This window comes from Kibdelosporangium banguiense (assembly GCF_017876405.1).
GTDB lineage: Bacteria > Actinomycetota > Actinomycetes > Mycobacteriales > Pseudonocardiaceae > Kibdelosporangium > Kibdelosporangium banguiense.
Genome location: NZ_JAGINW010000001.1, coordinates 3314041 through 3333914 on the forward strand (window position 1 = coordinate 3314041; position 19874 = coordinate 3333914).

Sequence of the window (19874 nt, forward strand, 5' to 3'; positions counted from 1 at the left end):
CCGATTAGAACCGGACGAAGCACGCACAAGCCGCGCTCAGCGTGGGGCTGGCCCCTCGGAGGCCGGGCACCGGCCGGTCAGAACGGCGAGCAACCGTTCGACATCGCTCAAGCTGTCGCAATCACTCGGCTCAGGCGGCGGCTGCGTGCGAGTCGAAGTCGTGGTCGGCTTCGTCTCCTCAGGCGGCGCCTTCGTCGGTTCCGTGGGCTTGGTCGGGTCCCCGGGTTTTGTCTCTGTTGTCGGCGACGTCGGAGTTGTCTGCCTCGTTGTCTCAGTTGGTCGAGTCGGTTTGGTCGGCGTCGGCTTGGTGGTGGTCGGCTTGGGAGGCGGATCCGGCCAGCTCCACCAGGGCAACTTCACGGTTGTGCGGGCGCTCGCGGTGCCGAGCGTGGCGGTGACCAGGACCTTGCGGGACTGGCCCTGTGGCTTGCGGGTCTCTCCGCTCGGGTCGGAGAGACTCACACGCAGGTAGAACCGGTCGCCGGGTTTCAGGTTGTCGTGAGTGACACAGTTTGCTGTCGCGCCGTTTGGCGTGCAGGAGGCGGCGGGCCAGGCCGATATGCGTTCGACGGGCTGGTCGAACGAGATCGTCACCTGCTTGGTGCTCTCGCCCGTGTTCGTGGCGATAGCCACGATGCCAGCCTTGTGATGTCGGCCAGGGACCGGGAAGTCGAGCCAGTCGCGGAAGGCGTAGATCGAGACGCCGTCCTTCTTCGGGATCGGCTTCACGTCGACCTTCACCGAGATCGGCACGCTCAACGATGAGCCCGCGCTGACGAAGCCGGTGATGGTGCCGCCGGGGCTGTCCTCGGTGGCGTCGATCCGGAACAGCAACGTCGTGGACTCGCCTGGCTCCAGGCCACGGCCATTCGTACACACGACGGTGCCTGTGCCGCCGGGGCATTGCACCGATGACGGGGGCGGGGCCGCGTTCAACCTGAGCATCGGACCGGTGCTGAACCGTGAGGTCCCGACCGCGCTCACGCCTTCCGGCAGGTTGAGTGCCGCGAGAATGGGCTCGGACACGCTGCCGCCGGTATTGCTGACCGTGATCGGCATGTCGACCGGGCTGGTACCTGGCACCACCGTGATCGGCTGAATCGTCGGCGCCGAGAGACGTGGCGGCGGGGGCGGTGGCGTTGTTGGTGACGTTGGCTGGGTCGTCACCGTCGGCGAGGACGGACTCGGGGCAGCGGTGGTCGGCGTGGGCGTAGGTGTCGGTGCAGGTGTCGCCGACGGCTGGGTCGGAGTGTTCTGCGGTGGCGGGGGCACCGGTGGCGGGGGCACCGGGGGCACCGGGGGGATGTTCGGCAGGGTCGGCCGTTGCGTCTGTGTGGTGGGCGCGGGCGCGGGCTGCGCGATCGGGAGCTCCTGCTGACCACCCGACGTCAACGCGATCGCGATCGCCGCGGCCAGCGCGGTCGCAGACGCCGCGACACCGATGAACTGCCGTGGCAACGAAGACGCGGCGCCTGCTGCGCCGGTGGCGCTCCCCGCCGCGACACCGGCCACAACGGCACTGCCTGCCTTGGCGGTTGTCGTAGCCAGGTAGCCCAGAGCACCGACACCCAGCACCAGGGGAGCGATGATCCCGCGCAGACCGCTGTTGACGTCGGCGAGTTCCGCAGCCAGCACCCGGCAACGCTCGCACTCGTCGAGGTGCGCCTCGACCTGAGCGGTCTCACGCTTTGACAGTCCGCCACGCGTCCACGCGCCAAGCCGTTCGGCCGTCGCGCGGCAACGCTCGTTGTCCGACTCAGCCAGGTGCACCTGCAGGTACGCCTGACGAAGCCCTTCACGCGCGCGGTAGGCGAGCGCGCTCACGCCGTTGGGCGTCAGGCCGAGGAGCGGCGCGACCTCAGCGGGCGACTGCCCTTCGACCTCGGTGTGCCACAGCACGGCTTGCCACCGCTCGGGTAGACGCGCGAACGCACGCGCGGCCAACGACCGCTCCAACCCGGCAACAGCTGTATCGGAGAACGGGACAGCCGTATCCGCGCCGGCGATCGTGGTGACGTCCTCGGACAGCTCGACCTTCTTGTCGCGACGCGTCTTGTCGTAGGCGGTGTGCCGCAGGGCGGTCAGCAGATACGCGCGGAACGCCGAGTCCGGGCCGCGACCGGCCCGCAACGTGTCGAGCACCTTCGCGAACGCCTCGGACACCAGGTCATCGGCTTCAGCCTGCGAACGGGACAGCTGGCGGGCGAGGTTGTACGCGGCCCCGACGTGTCGCTGGTAAAGCGATCCGTAAGCCGCGACCGTGCCGTTGCGAACCGATTCGATCAGTTCGGCGTCGCTCGGCCCGTGCACCTCAGCAGGAACCGTGGACACGTGCCTCCCTCGTCGCTGCCCGTGATGCGGACAAGTGTGACGGACCTACATCACGGAGTCATCTCCCCGGTCAACGCGTTTGCTAGCTGAGCGTAAGCGGGTAACCCGTCCGTATGACAAATCGGCTGAAATCGCGTCACACCTGAGGCCCAGCGACGTTTCCCATCCGGATCTTTCGAACGGCGGAGAGGAACTGGTACCTGTGGCGCTTCGCGAAGCGGGTTCACGGTCATTCCGTGGCGACGCCGATGGCGCGGAGGCCGCCCTTCGGTCTTTGCGTGCCAGATGGCGGACCGCGAGTATCGCGGCCGGCTGGCGCTACCCGAGCGACTGGGCGTTGCCCGAGGTCGACGCGGTGTGTGCGTCAGCGCTGGTCAAGGCCGACCTGGCGGACCCGTTGGCGGATCTGGGCCGGGCCCGGGCGGTGTCCGGGGCGGGCCTGGACGAGACGCTGACGGACGTCGCGGCGCTGCACGCGGTGCTCAGCGACCCACGGCTGCTGGCCGCCAACCCGGACACCACGCCGGCCCGTCTGCTCCGGCTGACCGCGCTGGCCTGGGCGGACGTCTCTTCCAACGAGATCTGCCGCAGCGAGGTCCGCGAGAGCCTGACCGGCCTGTCCACGGCCGCGTACCTGCGTACCCGGCTCGGCGAGATCTACCGGCAGGCGTCTCGCGACCAGAAATCCGTCGGCCATGTTCTGCTCACTGTGAGTATCGATCTTTCGGCCGTGGTCGGGTGGTCCCGGCTGATGGCCATGGTGCTGGCCGCCGACGTGCTCCGGCAGGTCTTCGACGGCGGCGAAAGCCTTGCTCTGCTCGGCCCGTCAGTGGCCGTCGTGCTGACCGAACGAGAGCCTCAACTGGCCAAACGCAGCGCCGAGGCGCAGTGGACGCTCGCCAAGCGGCTCTCGGTCGACCCGCAGTTGCACACGCTCGGTCCGGTCGAAGTCCGCCTGCACCGGTTGCCGCCGACCCACGAACAAGCGTGCGACCTCATCGAGTCCCTCGGTCGCGCCTAGGGAAAACGCAGCTCAACGCGTTCGAGCGGGTCGGCACGCGATTGTCTGGCAAACCACCTGCCGGAGGCCGTCCAGGGGGCTCAAGCCACGTTCGGGTGGATCTCGTGATTTGCTGTTGGTCGTGAGCGACGTGGGCGAGCGCAATGGGGGTGCGCCCGTGCGGGCGACGGAGCGGCTGACGGCGGCTGTTGTCTGGTTTGCCGGATCCTGGCGTGCGATGTGGGTGATCCTCATCGTGCCGTTTGCGTTCCTGCTTACCGGCATCATCGTTTCCCTGCTGCACGGCCGGATGGGCGTCGACTCGGCGGTGTACCGCGCGGGCGGCGTCGCGTTGCTGACCGGCGAGCCGCTCTACGACAAGATGACGCTGCTGGCCGAGCCGTGGTGGGCTCAGCTGCCGTTCACGTACCCGCCCACCGGCGCGCTTCTGTTCGTCCCGCTCACTGTGGTGCCCACGACCATCGCCTGGGGCGTGCTCAGCATGGTCTCGGTGCTGTCGATGAGCGTGGTCATCCGGGTCGTACTGGAGAAGTTGCCCAACCGGCCGAGCTGGCTCTCGCCGACCAAGGCGACGGTGTGGTTCTCGATCGTGATGCTGGGCATGGAACCGGTGTGGCGCACGCTGTTCCTCGGTCAGATCAACCTGATCCTGATGGTCATCGTGGTACTCGACGTGCTCGTCGTTTGCGGCGCCGGCGGCAGGCTCGGCAAGTGGGGCGGCGTGCTCATCGGTATCGCCGCCGCGGTGAAGCTGACACCGTTGATCTTCGTCGCGCACCTGGTCCTGGTCGGTCGCCGCAACGACGCCGTCCGGGCGTTCGCGACCTTCCTGGCTTTGCAGGGCTTGATGTTCGTGATCTCCGCCCGGGACGCCTGGCACTTCTGGACGATCACCGTGGTCGGCGACCCGATGCGGATCGGGCCGGTGTTCTGGAACGGCAACCAGTCGCTCAACGGCCTGATCAACCGGATCACCGATCTCGACCCGAACTCCACCAAGATCGCGCTGGCGATCGGCGCGCTGCTGGCGATCCCGGCGATGCTGCTGGTCCGGCGCTTCCACCGGCACGGCCGCGCGGTGACGGCGTTGCTGGTCAGCGCCTTCTTCGGACTGCTGTTCAGCCCGGTGACCTGGACGCACCACTACGTCTGGGTGGTGCCGCTGCTGATCATGCTGATCGCGCGGATGCCCGACCCGCTGCCGAAGGGCTTCTGGAAGATCGCCCGGACCGCGGTGGCGCCTCTCGTGGTGTTCGCGGTGTTCGTCAGCTGCGTGCTGCTGTGGATGCGCAGCGGCTTCGGCAAGGAACTGAACTGGTACTGGTGGGAGTTCATCCCGGGTAGCGCGTACATGATCGTTCCGGTCGGCGCGGGGATCGCGATCGCCATCCGGGTGCTGCGCCGTCGTATGCGCGCCCGTTCGCAGCCGCCGGAGGGCGCGCCGAAGGTGCCTGCGGGCCAGTCGTCGTGAGCCTGCGTTCCCAGTGGATCGACGTCGCGTTCTACCTGGGATTCGGTCTGGACGCGCTGTACACGGCAGTGTTCTCGGAGTTCTACGGCTTCCGTGTGTGGGGCAACTTCGCGGTCGTCGGGTATCTGTTCGCGTTCGTGCACGCGTTGGTGCTGGTGCTCACGCGACGGCCTGGTTCGCGGTGGGTGCCGGTCGGGTACGTCGTCGTGCTCGCCATGGTCGTACCGATGCTTGTGCTGGTGTTCAAGCGTATGACCGGGCGGGACTGGGGGTCGCCCGCGCATTCGATGACCGCGCAGCCTGAGGTCTGGGTGATCGAACGGGCGGGACGGCTGTTGCTGCAAACCGGGTCGCCATATGTCGATTTGACGACATTGACGCGGCCGCCTGTCGTGGACGACTACACCCCCTATGGCCCGGCTATGGTGTTGCTCGGGTTGCCCAACGCGCTGTTCGGACGGTCCGTGCTGACCGATGCCCGGGTCATCGCCTTCGTGGTGACCATCGGGATCTTCCTGTTGGTGTTGAAGGTTGCCGGCTGGCCGCGGTTGTCCGTGCGGCCCGTGCAGCTCATTGGTTTGACGACGTTCACCACGCTGTCCGCCGCCGTCGCAGGCAACGACATGCCTGTTGTGGCGTTGCTCATCCTCGCGGCCGTGCTCGCCGTACGGTCCAGACCTGAGTGGGCCGGTCTTGTGCTCGCGCTCGCGGCGAGTATGAAGCTCACGGCTTTGCCTGCGGCTGCTGTGGTCGCTGTGGCCATTGGGGTTGCGCGGCTTTGGCGGTTCCTGGGCGCGTTCCTGGCGGGTGGCGTGGTGCTGACCGGGTTGTCGGCAGCGGTGAATTGGCATGCGTTCGTGGACAACGTGATCAGGTTCCCGGCGAACATGGCGGCCGTCCGATCGCCTGCGGGAAGCCCTCTGCCTGGGCATTTGCTGGAGGAGACCGGGCCGGTCGGGCACACGCTGGTGCTGATCCTGATGGGACTCGCGGCCGTCGGGATGCTGTGGTGGCTGCTGGCGCGTCCACCTCGGACCGCGGCGGAGATCCTGCTGCGTACCGGCGTCGGGCTGGGCGTGGCGATGCTGCTGATGCCCGCGACACGATGGGGGTACCTGATCTATCCGATCGCTCTGCTCGGGGCGGCTCTGCACTCCTGGCGTCCGGCTCGCAAGTTGGCGCAGGTAGGGTGACCTGCTCGTGGACCCAGTTACCGGCTTTCCCGTCGTCGGCATGGTGGGCGGCGGCCAGCTCAGCCGGATGACCCAGCAGGCCGCGATCGCGCTCGGCCAGTCGTTGCGTGTGCTCGCGATCTCCGCGGACGAGCCCGCCGCGCTCGTCACCCCGAATGTCATGCTCGGCCATCACACCGACCTGGAGGCGTTGCGCGCCTTCGCTTCCTCGTGTGACGTGATGACGTTCGACCATGAGCACGTGCCTTCCGAGTACCTGCGGACGCTGGTGGCCGAGGGCTTCGCCGTCCATCCCGGACCCGAGGCGCTCATCCACGCGCAGGACAAGCTCGTGATGCGCAACCGGCTGGCCGCGATGGACATCCCGGTCCCCGAATACGCAGAGGTGACCTCCCCGGCGGACGTCACACAATTCGGTGAAAAGCACGGCTGGCCAGTGGTAGTGAAGGCGACACGCGGCGGCTACGACGGCCGTGGCGTGTGGATGGTGCCTTCATCAGGCGAGTCCCTCGTCGCCGAACTGCTCGAGGCCGGAACGCCACTCATGGTTGAGCAACGCGTGGACATGACACGCGAGCTCGCCGCAGTGGTCGCCCGTTCCCCGTTCGGTCAGGGCGCCGCATGGCCGCCCGTCGAAACCGTGCAGTCAAACGGAATCTGCGTCGAGGTCTTGGCACCCGCACCTTCGCTTGACCCTTCGCGCGCTGAGCAAGCGCAGGAATTGGCGCTGCGCGTGGCATCCGCGCTGGAGGTTGTCGGCGTGCTGGCGGTCGAATTGTTCGACACACCAAACGGTCTCGTGGTCAACGAACTGGCGATGCGCCCGCACAACTCCGGGCACTGGACCATCGAAGGGGCCCGCACTTCCCAGTTCGAACAGCACCTGCGGGCCGTGCTCGACTATCCACTCGGCTCAACGGACCTGGTCGCGCCCGTGGTCGTGATGGCGAACGTGCTCGGTGCCCGGTCCACACCGGACATGGGGCCGGACGAGCGCCTGCACCATTTGTTCGCGCGTTATCGCGACGTCCACGTGCACTATTACGGAAAAGCTGAACGCCCCGGCCGGAAAATCGGCCACGTGACAGTCCTGGGCACAGATCTGGCAGAAGTCCGCCGCCGCGCCCGTTTCGCCGCGGACTGGCTGTCCACCGGCACCTGGCCGGACGGCTACGACATTCACGGAGGAAAGTAAGTGGTCGACGTCGGCGTGATCATGGGCAGTGACTCGGACTGGCCCGTGATGTCCGCAGCCGCAACAGCCCTCGCCGAATTCGAGGTGCCCTACGAAGTCGGCGTCTACTCCGCGCACAGAACCCCGCAGCGAATGCTTGACTACGCCACCTCAGCCGCCTCCAGAGGCCTCAAGGTGATCATCGCAGGCGCAGGCGGAGCGGCCCACCTCCCCGGAATGGTCGCCTCGGCAACAGTCCTGCCCGTGATCGGCGTCCCAGTCCCCCTGAAATACCTCGACGGCATGGACTCCCTGCTCTCCATCGTCCAAATGCCCGCCGGAGTCCCCGTCGCCACAGTGTCGGTAGGCGGCGCCCGGAACGCAGGCCTGCTCGCCGTCCGAATCCTCGCCGCCACAAACCCACCCCTCCAGGCAAAAATGGCCCAATTCCAAGCCGACCTCGAATCCCTCGTCCTGGAAAAGGACACAAACCTCCGCAAAACAGCCGCCCAGGACTCGTGAGTTCTGGTTCAGGCTGCGACCACAACGCGTACCCAGCGCGGGCTGATGACTCTGCGCGTGGTGGCCGCAGCCTGTAAGAGCTTTTAGTTGGCCGGTTTGGTGGTGGGGCCGCCTTCGTAGGTGGTTTCCTGGCTGGGTTGTTGGTTGTTGCGTTGTGCGGTGGGGATGAGGGATTGGTAGACGTAGGGTTGGCCGTCGGCGTCGCGGAATGTGATGACGACGCGTCCGTTGGTGGTGCTGATCGCCGTGGGCTCGGTGACGGAGCGGAAGGCTAGGCCGGTGCGGCTGTCAGCGAGTACGCGCCAGGGGCGGTAGTTGGCGCTGGCGGGTGCGGTTTGTTCGGTGACGTAGATGTATCCGTCAGTGTGGTGGACGGCGAGGTGGATAATTCCGTTGGAGACACTGACGATCGGTGTTCCTTGGGCCGTGATGGCCGGCAACGGGTTCCACGTGAGTGCGCTGCCTGTTGTTTCGCGTGCGGTGACGACGGTGCCGTTGTTCAGCGCGAACAGTTGCAGGGTGTTGTCAGGGTTGATGGCGAAGCCGGTTTTCCCGGTCCCGGGAAGGTTGCCGAGGTTGCGCCAGGGGCCGATGGTGCCTGCGGTGTAGCGGGCGGCTTTGAGTTCGCCGGTGGTGGTTCTGACCAGGATTTCGTAGGCGTCGCCGGTCCGGACCGTGGTGATGTCGTTGGTCAGTCCGGTTGCGTTGGTGGCGCGCCAGCCAAGATCCGCGCTTGTGGCGGGGTTGTGGTTGTGGGTGCGCAATGTTCCTGTGGCATCGATGGCCAGTGCGGTAATGGTTTTGTTCGTGTCGGTGATGAATGTCGCTGGTTTGGGTGTCCAGCCACCGAAGTCGGCCAGTGGTGTCCAGGTGGTGCTGCCCGCGGTTTGGGTCGCGCGCCGGGTTGCACTGTCCTGCCCGAGGGCGGCGACATGAAGGTTGCCGTTTCCGTCCACTACGGACGTCGGCATGTCGGTGAAGGACTGGTGACCGGCGACGACTGTGTAGTCGATGAGGGTGAGATCGCTGGTGTTGCGTTGACGGCCGTGGACGAGCCGGCCGAAGGTGTCGGTGTAGAAGTACTGCAGTAGGCCGCTGTTTGCCTCGCTGATGCTTGTGGGCGCGTTGTCGCGGGTGGTTACGGCGGGGCGCGATGGGAAAGGGTTGGTGGTGAGGGCGCAGGTGTTCGTGGTGGCCAGCACGTTGGGCCGGTTCCAGCCTTGGCCGACAAGTTTGCCCACGTTGCCGGCCCAGCTGTCGGTGGACTCGAAGTATCGGTACCAGAACATGTCGCCCGTGTCGGGGCGAACTGCGTAGAAGATGTCGGCGCCGGGCGAGAAGACGGCGCTGAAGCTGTTCCAGCCGATTCCGAGGTTTTTTTCGCGCTGGAGCCAGCGTTGGGACTCGGTGTGATACCGGAAGCGATAGAAGTTTCCGTCGGGTTTGCGGGCCCAGATGACGCCGTTGCCTGCGGCGACGACCAGGTTGTATTGGCTCCAGCCGGTGTCGATGATTCGGTGGGTCCAGGTCTTGCTGGTTTCGTTGTGGACCCACTGGTGGAGGTTTCCGTCGGGTTCCACGGTGTAGAAATGGCCGCGTTCGTCGACGGTGATCCGATTGGAGTATTCGGGCGTGGTGTAGCGGTTCCAGCCGGTGCCGATGACTTCGTGTTGCCCGCCGTTGACGCTGTCCCAGCCGGTGCCGTTCCATCGCAGGCGTCGTAGTTCGCCGTTTTGAGGTATCGAGTAAACGCGCCCGTCGGGGCCGCCAACGATTTTCATCTGGGTCCAGCCGGCGCCGATCTGGCTGCCTCCGCTCCAGGAGCCGACACCTGTCTCAGGCTCTTCGTGCTGGAGGAGGCTGAGTTCGCCGGTTGTGGTGGCGACAAAGACCGGCACCGAGGCACGACACTGGATCGGATCTTGCGCATAGGCGTTCTGATGCGATACAGGAATAAGAAGCGCCGCGATGCTTGCGCTGGCGACAAGGATTCCTCGAGTTGTTCGCCTCGTGCGTGTGGTCATGCAGGAGCTCGCTTTCTCTGATGCCGAAATACCCAGGGAGCGGTATTCGTGTCCACTCCAGTTGGACTGCGTGTGCTGGGGATTAACCGCTGATCGCGTCTGCTGATAGCGCGATTTCCTGCAGTTTTCTCATGTCATCCCCCTTGTTGATCTCCCGCGACCGACGCATTGCGACGCGGAGAGTGAACCGCTGTCTGTCTCGTCCGGCAAGTTCCGGGCGTTACAGCGAACGTATGCCGCGAAAATCATAAGACCGATAGTCTCGGTGGGGTCTTGACTGAACTACATTCCGTGGTAGGGCAGTGTTTTTCCTGCTTGTGGTGGCTTGTTTTCCGACTCGCTTTCCGCCAAGGTGATTTCGCCGAGTCACGGCCATAGGACTGTCTGTGTCCTGCTGGTTTATGGGGAGGGGCTCTCGTGCTGTCGTGGAAGACCCATGCGCGCCGTCCACGTTTCACGATCAAGTCGATCGTCTTGCTGCTGGTGCTGTCGCTTGTCGCGACCGGGATAGGGCCAGGCACACCGCTGCTGACACCTGGGCAGATCGACGAGCAGGCCGCTCTCGAGCAGGCCATGGGCTTGTCGCCGAAACAGCAGGTGCGCCCGGCGGGCGGGCAGGCGTCGGAGGAGCTTTCCGAGTCGGCCAATCAGGCTGCGCCGAAGTCGTTGCAGGCCAAGTATCCGCCGATCCAGGGTCAGCAGACCAACGCACCACACAACGAGACCCGCGTCGAGCAGAGAACCGCCGCGGCGCGTGGGTTCGATGCCGCGACGAGCAAGGAGATACCGGAGCAGCGCACGGAGCGGGAACGGACGTACCGCAACACCGACGGCACACAGACCACGGAGTTCAACCGCGATCCGGTCAACTACCGGACCGCGAACGGCGGATACGAGCCGATTGACACCGCAGTCGTCGAGGCAGGGGCCAACGAGTGGCGTAATCGGGCTGACGCGGTGGATCTGCGTTTCGCGCGTCGATCGGACGCCGCGACGTTGGTTCAGACGCGTTTGGATGATCAGCACGAGCTGTCGTTCGGTCTGTTGGATGCAGCTACGACGGCTGGTCGGGTTGAGGGCAACGCGATCACGTACGCCGGGATCCGGCCGTCTGCGGACTTGCGTATCGACGTGAAACCCGGTGGTTTCAAGGAGACCCTGGTCCTGGCCTCCCCTGATGCGCCGCATTCGTGGACTTTCCCCCTGCGGCTCAAAGGTCTTCGCGCGTCCATCGCCGACGGGCGTGTTGTGTTCACCGACGAGAAAGGCGTTCAACGCGCGCAGTTCCCGCGCGGGTTCATGACCGACGCGTCCCAGAACGCGCAGACCGGTGACCCCGCTACGTCCTATGGCGTGACCTACCAGCTCATCGAGCACCAGGGACAGCCCGCCCTGCGAGTGGAACTGGACTCGGCGTGGCTGCGTGACCCGGCTCGCCGTTACCCCGTCGCGGTGGATCCTCCTGTGGACACGTTCACTGTCGATGCGAGCATGTTCGTGCAGAACTCGTGGCGCACGGATGGTGCCGATGATCTGAAGGTCGGCACGAGCGGGGACACCAAGGCCGCTGCCTATCTGCGTTTCGGCGACGTTCGCACCCGGCTGGCCAACCACAAGATTCACGGCGCGCAGCTGATGCTGACCAACTACTGGTCCTGGTCCTGCCAGCCGCGTCCGGTGACGGTGCATCCGGTGACCGCGCCGTGGGGCACGAATGGTGGATTCCCCGGGCCTGCCTACGGTCCGGCGTTGACAGAGTCATCGTTCGCGCACGGATTCATCGCCGTCGGACAGACCGTCTCGAACTGCCCGGCCGCACACGCGCCGATCAACCTGGGCCTCGCCGGCCGGGACCTGGTGCAGGACTGGGTCACCGGTGCGCGGGAGAACCACGGCCTGACGGTTCGCGCGTCGGAAACAGACACGTTCGGGTGGAAGAAGTTCTACGGCTACCGGACAGCGAACCCGCCCCGGTTGTATGTGACGCACTCGCCGTACAACGCGGAGTACCGGATCGACAACGGCGTCGTCGACCCGCCGGTGACGCGGACGCAGGGCGGCAAGGTCAAGGTCACGGTCACCAACCGCGGCGCCGAGACCTGGACGCCGTCCACGTTCGCGTTGGGGTACCGGGCATTCACCACCCGAGGAACGCCGATCGCTTCTGTCGAGGCGGCGAGCCTGCCGCATGATGTTGCGCGCGGGGCGTCGGTGACGCTGGAAGCGACCGTCAAACCGCTCGATCCTGATGACTATCTGCTGGATTTCAGCATGCTGCGGCGCGGTGGGCCATGGTTCACCGACGAGCAGATCGCGCCGATCCGGTTGATGCTGAGGGTGATCGACGTCCCGCCGATCGTCAAGGCCCAGTACCCGCCGAACGGATACTCCGCTCAGACACTCACTCCCCAGCTGTGGGTGGACGCGGTCGATGTCGATGCTCCACCGAACCTGTCGCCGCAGTACCGCTTCGAGATCTGCACCGAGTACGTCCGGCAACCAGACGGCACACTGAAAGGCGTCGGATGTATCTCTTCGGGATACATCAACTCCCGGTTCTGGACTGTCCCTGCCGGAGCGCTGAAGTGGAGCAAGGACTATCAGTGGCGCGCGTTCGGTTATGACGGCCACGCGGAAAGCGAAGCACTACCACCCAGCCACATCCTGACCGCTGTCCCGCAACCGGAGATCACCGCCCAGCTCGCGACCGCTCCGTACAGCGGTCCCAGCACGGATTTCCATCCCCAGACGGGCAACTACTACTCCAGCGCGATCGACGCCTCCGTGGAGACCACCGGCCCGAAACTCACTGTCGCGCGTACCTACAACAGCATGGACCCGCGCCGGGACCTGAGCTTCGGCGCCGGATGGTCGAGTCGCTACGACATGAGAGTCATCCCTGATGACGACGGCTCCGGCAACGTGGTGGTGACCTACCCGGACGGGCAGCAGGTCCGATTCGGACGCAACGCCGACGCGACGTTCTCCCCACCGCCCGGCCGGTCAGCGAACTTCCGTACTCGTCTCGCACAAGAGGGAGGCGGCTGGGCGCTGGTGGACCAGGAGTCCACGCTCTACACCTTCCGTCCGGACGGCCGCCTGATCACCATCCATGAGGCGTCGGGGCACTGGATCGAGCTCGACTACGGCCCGATCGACAAACTCAAGCGCGCCATCAGCCGGACCAGTGACCGCATCCTGTACTTCACCTGGAGTGGGCGGCACATCTCCACGGTCAGCACTGATCCGATCAACGGCCGCCAGCTGACCTGGAACTACACCTACGACGGCGACAAACTCACCAAGGTCTGTGACCCGAAAGGCGGCTGTACCGGCTACGAGTACTCAACTGGGTCGCACTACCGCAGTTCGGTCGCTGACGCCCGGCCCGGTTCCTATTGGCGTCTCGGTGAACAAGACGGAACCGAAGCAGCCAGCCAAGTCCGCACCAACCTGGGCAAGGACAAGGGCACCTACAAGGATGTCACCCTGCGCGCGCCGGGTGTGCTGGCCGGCACCTCCGACACCGCCGCGACATTCAACGGCACCTCCTCGGTGCTGACGTTGCCCGACGGAACGGTACGGAAAAACCGGGATCTGGCCGTCGAGATGTGGTTCAAGACCACGACCGGCGGGCCGCTGTTGGGCTACCAGAACAAACTGATTGGACAAGACCCCAGCGTCAGTACGCCCGTGCTGTACATCGGTACCGACGGCAAGCTGCGCGGACAGTTCGCCAACGGCAGGACCGCGCCGATCACCAGCCCCACTGTGGTGAACAACGACCAGTGGCACCACGTCGTGCTCTCCGGCTCGCTCGCGACGCAGACCCTGTATCTGGACGGCGTACCAGTCGGAACGGCTGCGGGCGAGATCAACCACAACGACGTGACCTACAACCAGATCGGTGCGGCGAACGCATCGGCGAGCTGGCCGGGCTGGGGTTCGCAGGCGCGGCGGTTCTTCGCAGGCCAGATCGACGAGGTCGCCTACTACGAACATCCGCTCGGCCCGACAACCGTGACCGCTCACTTCCAGGAGCGGGCCGCATCAGACCAACTGGCCAAGATCACGTTGCCCAGCGGGCGTGTCGCGGCACAACTGTCCTACGACGTCACCTACGACCGTCTGCAGGAATACATCGACCGCAACGGTGGTCTCTGGAAACTCGCGGTCCCGGTCGTCACCGGCAGTGCCAAGAACCTGATCCGTACCGCGCAGGTCACCGACCCGGGAAACCGGCACCATTTCTACGACTATGACCCTGTGCGCGGCCGGATCCTGCGCTACATGGCACCTCTCGGGTTGAGCGTGCGAGAGGAGGACCGCCGGGACGCAGCCGGCGTACCCACCCCACCTGCCATCCCGACATGTCCCGGCACTCCGCCGACGACCCCGATCCCGGCGCCGCCGGACGAGGGCCCGATCTACTGTGGCGGTCCTGCCGGCGGAGGCAGCGAGTGGGTCGGTGGCCCCGTCAAGGGCCAGGGCATCCGCACGTATGACTACGACGACAACGGTTTTCAGAACACCATCACTGACGAGAACGCCAACAGTGTCGTCCTCGGCATGGACGAACGCGGCAACATCACCTCACGCAAAACCTGCCGCGTCGCCCCGGGGGACTGCCAGACCTCGTATTCCTCGTACTACTTCAATCCGCAGGACCCGATCGACCCGCGCAATAACAAGATGATCGCCTCCCGCGATGCCCGCTCCAGCGGACCGGCCGACGACCGGTTCCTCACCAGCTACACCTACACCGACCTGGGGCAGCGCGGGCTGCTCGCCAGCCAGACCAATCCTGACGGTGGCGTCGTCGCGCACATCTACACCACCGGTAACGAAGCCGCGATCGGCGGCGGAAACGCACCCGCCGGTCTGCTCGCCAGCACCACTGATCCACTCGGCGCGGTCACCTACTACAGCTACTACCAGAACGGCGACCTCGCCCAAATCAGGAACGCCGCCGGACTGGTCACGAAGTTCACCTACGACATGCTCGGCCGTAAGACGAGCGAGACCCAGGTTTCCGACTCCTATCCGCAAGGCCTGACCACCACCTACACCTACGACGAACTCTCCAGGACGACGTCGGTCACCTCACCGGCCACGACCAACGTGGTCACCGGGGTCAAACACACCGGACGCACCACCACGTCCTATGACGCCGACGGCAACCCGGAACGCGTCGAATCCAGCGACCTGACCGGTGGTGACCCGTCCCGGGTGACCACCACCGGCTACGACGAGCACGGCAGGCCGAACAGGATCACTGACCCCGAAGGGGCGACGACTTTCCGCCGCTACGACGGCTTCGGAAACCTGACGTCCACAGTGGATCCTTCTGGCAGCACCTATGAATACGCCTACACCGGCCGGAACAAGATCGCCGAAGTCCGGCTGCGGGCCTGGCATGGCCAGCCCGTGAACCCGGACGCCGGACAGGGTGGCGACGGCGACAGACAAGCCACTGTCCACAACACGCTCGTCCTGGACTCCTACGCCTACGACATGGCCGGACGTCAGGTCCGCCACACCGACGCCGCTGGGCGAACCACCCGTCTCGAATACTTCACCGACGACCGCCTCCGCAGAATCGTAGCCCGCGACGTCCGCGACCCAGCGAACCCCAATGCGCCGCCGCGCACCATCATCCTGCAGCACAACACCTACGATGCCGTAGGAAACCTCACCCGGCAGACCAGCGCCAACGGCCGCGTTGTCACCCATGAGTACGACGCCGTCGGACGGCGAACCGTCACCACCGCCGACCCTGCGGGCCTCCAACGTCGCACGACCACCACGTACGACAAGAACGGCAACGTCACCTCAGCCACTCGCACCGGCAACAGCTCCAACAGCATCCGCCTGGACACCAGCCGGATCGAGAAGACCGAATACGGTTACGACCCCGCCGGACGGCTGACGAGCCAGACTGTCTATAACGGACAGGAAAGGCTGGTTACCTTCAGCGTTCTCGACCAGCGCGGACTGCCACGCAAGGTCACCGACCCACGCGGCAACGCACCGGGCGCTGTGGCAGCCGACTTCACCACCGACAACGGCTACGACGAACTCGGCCGGCTGGTCTCCGCCACCGGCCCCACCGTCCAGGTCGAACGCGACAGCACCGGCCCCGTCGCGTCCCGGCCGAAGGCCATCACCGGCTACAACACCTTCGGTGAAGCCACGCACACCACTGATCCCGCAGGCAACACCAGTACCCAGACCTATGACCGTCGAGGCCTGGTCACCCGTGCTGAGTCTCCGGAGTACCGCAAACCGGGGGACAGTGCTGCGTACCGAAGCGTTGTCCTGACCCAGTACGACGCTCTCGGGAAACCCACTGTCGTCACCGATCCACGAGGTGCGGTCACTCGGCACCGTTACGACCAACTCGGTCGGCTTGTCGAAATCCAAGCCCCCAAACACGACGCACTTACCGAACCCGGCGGCATCACCAAGATCACCTACACCCCTGCCGGGGATCAACTGTCGGTCACCGACCCCACGGGCTCGCGCGTCGAAGCCACCTATGACGACCTCGGTCGCCAAGCCACGCTGACGCGGCTCGAACGCCGGCCACAACCCGCCGCGCACACGACGACCATGCGGTACGACGACGACGGCAACCTCACCAGCAGCACCACACCCACAGGCGACACCACCACCTACACCTACGACACGCTCAACCAGCGCATCACCACAACCGATCCTGCCGGAGTCATCACCCGCCACGGATACGACCTCGCCGGCAACACCGTTCGCCAATCCGACGGGCTGGGCCGCACCACCTGGATTCGCCACGACGGCGTCGGCCGCGCCACCGCCAGCTACCAACTCGACCCCGCCGAACAAGTCATCCGAGTCGTCCGCCGATCGTTTGACCCAGCCGGCAACATCCTCACCACCACCAACGCTCTCGACCGCACATCCCGCTACACCTACGACGCACTCAACCGCCTGACCAGCCAACAAGAACCCTTCACCGCCAACGACACGATCAACACCAGCTTCGGCTACGACGTCAACGGAAAACTCACTCGCTTCACCGATGGCCGCGGCTACATCACCCGCTACACCAGCAACACGCTCGGCCTCACCGAAACCGTCACCGAGCCCTCCACCTCGGCGCATCCCAACCTCGGTGACCGCACCTGGACCCTCGGCTACGACCTCGCTGGCAACACCACCACCATCAACGCCCCCGGCGGGATCACCAAACAGCGCACCTACGACGCACTCGGCCGCCTCACCAAGGAAACCGGCACCGGCACCCAGACCGCGACAGACGACCGCACCGCCAGCTACGACCTCGCCGGTCGTCTGACCAGCATCAGCACACCGAGCACACCCAACACCTACACCTACAACGACCGCGGCGCGCTGCTGACGACTACCGGCCCCGGCGGCAACTCCACCCACACCTATGACGCCAACGGCCGCCCCACCCAACGCGTCGACGCCGCCGGAACCCACAACACCACCTACTCGCAGGGCCGTATCGCCACCGTCCAAGATGGAATCACCAACACCATCCAGGTCCTCGGCTACGACAACGCCGGAGCAGTCAAGACCGTCAACTACGGCGCCAACCGGATCCGTGAGTTCACCTACGACGACTACGGCCGCATGCGCGGCGATACCTTGCGCGACAACACCACTGCTGTCGCGTCCATCGCCTACGAGTACGACGTCGCCGACCAACTGACCCGCAAAACCACCGCCGGTCTCGGCGCGGCCACTGACAACACCTACGGCTACGACCGCGCGGGCAACCTGACCTCGTGGACCGTCAACGGAACCACCACCGAATACGGCTGGGACAAGGCAGGCAACCGCACCAAGGCCGGAACCAAGACCGCCACCTACGATGAACGTAACCGGCTGCTGTCCGACGGCGACTACACCTACGCCTGGAGCCCGCGCGGCACCCTCAACACCCGCACCAGTTCCGGTCACACGGAAACCACCACTTTTGACGCCTTCGACCGGCTGGTTTCGGGCGGCGACGCGACCTACCGTTACGACGGTCTCAACCGGCTCACCACTCGCAACAATCAGGCCTTCACTTACGTAGGCACCGGGCTCGATCTCGCCTCGGACCCGACCGCGCAATACAGCCGCGGCCCCGGCGGCGACGTGCTGGCTCTGTCTCAAGGAACCGACAAACGCCTCACCCTCACCGACCAGCACGGTGACCTGATCGGCGGCCTTGCCCCGACCGGCTCGCTCGCTGTCGCCGACTCGGCCACGTTCGACCCGTTCGGCAAACCGCTCGCCACGACTGGTGCGAAACGCTCGCTGGGCTACCAGAGCGACTACACCGACCCATCGACAGGCAACGTCGACATGGGCGCCCGCTGGTATACCCCCTCGACCGGTGGCTTCAACGCGCGCGACAAAATCTCCCTCCCACGTACACCGTCGGGGTTGGCTAACCGCTATACGTACGCGGCAGGCAGTCCAACCAACAATATTGACCCCGACGGGCACTGTGCGGCCACGGCAGTCAAAGAAACAAAGAAAGCGATATCCGGAAATGGATCTGTCGGAGGTGCCGTTCGTGCTGCGCTGAAGTGTGGCGGTAAAAAAGCCATTCCGGGTTACAATATCTATGATACCGCGTTGGACATTTATTACGGTCTCACTGGTGCGGGTAATACGAATAAGGTCAAGAATATTCAACTCCCATACATCGGGCGGCCGAACATCGGATTTCCCTGGGGCAATGTCTCGGTTGCTATGGCTATGGCCATGGGATCGGCGAAATTGCTTCTCGCGCTCCTTCAATGGCTTCGTAGAATCAAAAGTCCTGGCCCCGGCCCCGGTCCCGGCCCCGGTCCCGGCCCTTGGCAACCTCCGGGTGACGGTCCCACCCCTGAAGACCTCAGAGACCAAGCGCGCAAGGCTGAGGAAGACAAGTGGCGCAAGCAAGCCATCGTGGAACCGCCTGAGGTCAAGAACCCGTATGTCAGTCAACCGGTCTCCGGTACCCCCAACGCTCCCGCCGACCGGGTCGCGGCGGTAATCGACGCGGTCAAGGATGCCAGCGAGATCCTTGACAAGATCAAGACTGCGATCCTTGATCCGAGCAAACCTGTAATTGACCAGCTTGCTGATGACCCCATGTCCGAAGTTTCGACTATCTATACGGATGATGGTGTCTTCAATGTCGGCAATGGTGGTGACCCGACTCGCTCGACGGTTCATCAGACTGTCTGGTTGACGCAGGCTTCCCTTGGCGCCGGTGTTGGTGCTGGTTCGTGTAGTCCCAACAGCTTCGACCCGAGCACTCCGGTGTTGATGGGTGACGGCTCTCGTAAGCCGATCAAGGACGTCAGGCTGGGTGACAAGGTCCTGGCCACTGACCCGACGACAGACCGGACTGAGGTACGCGAGGTCACCGACGTTCGTTCGCACGCCAGCCGGCGAACGCTGGTTGAGGTCACCGTTGGCTCGGACACCGGTTCCGGCTCTGTGGTGGCGACTGATGAGCACCCGTTCTGGGTGGCCTCGGAGAAGCGCTGGTTGAACGCGATCGACCTCAAACCCGGCCACAAGCTCGCCACCGCCGACAACCAGGACGCCACTGTCACGGTAACCAGGTCCTGGTCCGAGGTCCGCCGCGTCTACAACCTCACCATCGACGGCCTCCACGCCTACTACGTGCTCGCCGGTAACACTTCGGTACTGACGCATAACTGCGGTCCGGACGAGGTGTTCGAACGAGCGGACTGGCTTGGTGTTTCCGATGGTGAGTATCTTTACCGTGGCGTCACGAACAATCACTGGAAGTTGGATGAGGCCAAGGCTGGCGTTGCAGAGCCCCTTGGTGGGCATAGCGACCCTGGGAGACACCAAGGCAGTGAAACGGAGAGTGTGTTTACTTCATGGACACCCGACATTGAAACTGCTTGGGAGTTCGCGAGAGAGTTTGGCGATGAAGGGGCTCTTATATTGAGAATCCCACGCTCGGCCGTCAATCCAGGAAGAATGTCCGTGGCTGGCCAACGAGGGCTGGATGAACTCGAGATTCTTATCGAGGGGCGTGTGGAAGGGTGTGCGGTAAGCTGCGGCATGGGAAGGCCTTTTGTTCAGCCCAAGCGCTGATTCATGTGTACGTGGAGTCGGG

At 65.0% G+C, this 19874-nt stretch carries 8 protein-coding genes; 6 read left to right on the forward strand and 2 right to left on the reverse strand.

Going from position 1 to position 19874, the window contains the following annotated elements; all coding sequences use genetic code 11:
- Positions 1–36: 36 nt before the first annotated feature.
- The gene (locus JOF56_RS15880) at positions 37–2331 is read right to left on the reverse strand and encodes a sigma-70 family RNA polymerase sigma factor (protein ID WP_209638524.1); all 2295 of its coding nucleotides are present in this window, start codon (positions 2329–2331) and stop codon (positions 37–39) included.
- A 202-nt stretch (positions 2332–2533) separates the two neighbouring features.
- On the opposite strand from JOF56_RS15880, the gene JOF56_RS15885 reads away from it, so the two are divergent.
- The 5 genes from JOF56_RS15885 (at position 2534) to purE (ending at position 7712) form a co-directional block, all read left to right on the forward strand.
- The gene (locus JOF56_RS15885; protein ID WP_209638526.1) at positions 2534–3352 is read left to right on the forward strand and encodes a GGDEF domain-containing protein; all 819 of its coding nucleotides are present in this window, start codon (positions 2534–2536) and stop codon (positions 3350–3352) included.
- Positions 3353–3473: 121 nt separating this feature from the next.
- A complete protein-coding gene (locus JOF56_RS15890) occupies positions 3474–4823 on the forward strand; it encodes a glycosyltransferase 87 family protein (RefSeq protein WP_307855118.1) in 1350 nt (449 codons plus the stop codon).
- Positions 4820–6016: a glycosyltransferase 87 family protein gene (locus JOF56_RS15895; RefSeq protein ID WP_209638528.1), complete on the forward strand. Its 1197-nt coding sequence runs from the start codon at positions 4820–4822 to the stop codon at positions 6014–6016. The genes JOF56_RS15890 and JOF56_RS15895 overlap by 4 nt, the downstream gene beginning before the upstream one ends.
- 7 nt (positions 6017–6023) lie before the next feature.
- Positions 6024–7211 (forward strand): 5-(carboxyamino)imidazole ribonucleotide synthase, encoded by a 1188-nt coding sequence (locus JOF56_RS15900; RefSeq protein ID WP_209638530.1) that lies wholly within the window; start codon positions 6024–6026, stop codon positions 7209–7211.
- A gap of 21 nt (positions 7212–7232) precedes the next feature.
- Entirely contained in the window at positions 7233–7712 is a 480-nt protein-coding gene (purE, locus tag JOF56_RS15905) for a 5-(carboxyamino)imidazole ribonucleotide mutase (protein ID WP_209648280.1), read from the forward strand.
- An 83-nt stretch (positions 7713–7795) separates the two neighbouring features.
- Here purE and JOF56_RS15910 read toward each other — a convergent pair whose 3' ends face one another.
- Positions 7796–9610, reverse strand: coding sequence for a tachylectin-related carbohydrate-binding protein (locus JOF56_RS15910; protein ID WP_209638532.1), 1815 nt, complete (start codon positions 9608–9610; stop codon positions 7796–7798).
- Positions 9611–10153: 543 nt separating this feature from the next.
- On the opposite strand from JOF56_RS15910, the gene JOF56_RS15915 reads away from it, so the two are divergent.
- A complete protein-coding gene (locus JOF56_RS15915) occupies positions 10154–19852 on the forward strand; it encodes a LamG-like jellyroll fold domain-containing protein (RefSeq protein WP_209638534.1) in 9699 nt (3232 codons plus the stop codon).
- Positions 19853–19874 lie beyond the last annotated feature (22 nt).

Coding starts and splice junctions, on each gene's coding strand:
- purE (WP_209648280.1), top strand. CDS start 7,233: ATGGGCAGTGACTCGGACTGGCCCGTGATGTCCGCAGCCGCAACAGCC.